Source organism: Streptomyces sp. MI02-7b, assembly GCF_033793585.1.
Classification (GTDB): Bacteria; Actinomycetota; Actinomycetes; order Streptomycetales; family Streptomycetaceae; genus Actinacidiphila.
On sequence record NZ_JARAWX010000078.1, the window covers coordinates 1 to 698 of the forward strand.

Sequence of the window (698 nt, forward strand, 5' to 3'; positions counted from 1 at the left end):
CGTTCTGCTCACCGGCGACCTGCCCAGCCCCACCGACGTTCCCACCGGCTGCCGCTTCCGCAACCGCTGCCCGAAGTTCGCCGCCCTCGACGAGGCCCAGCGCGGCCGCTGCCGCGACGAGGACCCGTCACCCTCCGCACTGGCGGGCGACCACAACGCGGCATGCCACTACGCCGCCGCGGTCACCGTCGTCTGACTTTTCATCCCGAAAAGAACCGTGTGATCTCTCACGCCGACGCAGTCGTGTGACATCCCAACCCGTAAGAGGAGAGAGTTCGTTGAACAGAACACGTACGTCCGCAGTCATGGTCGCGCTGGCCACCGCCGGCGCGCTGGTACTGACCGCGTGCGGCGGCGGGGACGAAAAGGCGGACGCGGGGCCGAAGAAGAACTCGGTGCCCAAGTCCGACGCCAACAACATCAAGGCCACCGACCGCGACCAGCTCAAGCAGGGCGGCACCCTCAAGTGGCCTGTGGGCGAGATCGCCGAGAACTTCAACTACGGCGAGGTCGACGGGGCGCTCGCCGACGGCTTCGACGTCGAGCGCGCCCTGCTCCCGATCACCATGCTGTCGGACGCGGCGGGCAACGTCAGCCCGAACCCCGACTACCTGACCTCGGCGAAGGTGGACGACAGCTCGGGCAAGCAGGTCGTCACCTACGAGATCAACCCCAAGGCCAAGTGGTCCGACGGCACG

The 698-nt window shown here is 67.6% G+C and carries 1 protein-coding gene and 1 pseudogene; both read left to right on the plus strand.

Annotated elements, in window-relative coordinates; all coding sequences use genetic code 11:
- The coding region (locus PV364_RS41135) for an oligopeptide/dipeptide ABC transporter ATP-binding protein (protein WP_319666063.1) at positions 1–196 on the plus strand (196 nt) is incomplete at its 5' end.
- Between the two features lie 82 nt (positions 197–278).
- Positions 279–698: pseudogene (locus PV364_RS41140) on the plus strand (ABC transporter family substrate-binding protein); the annotation flags it as partial.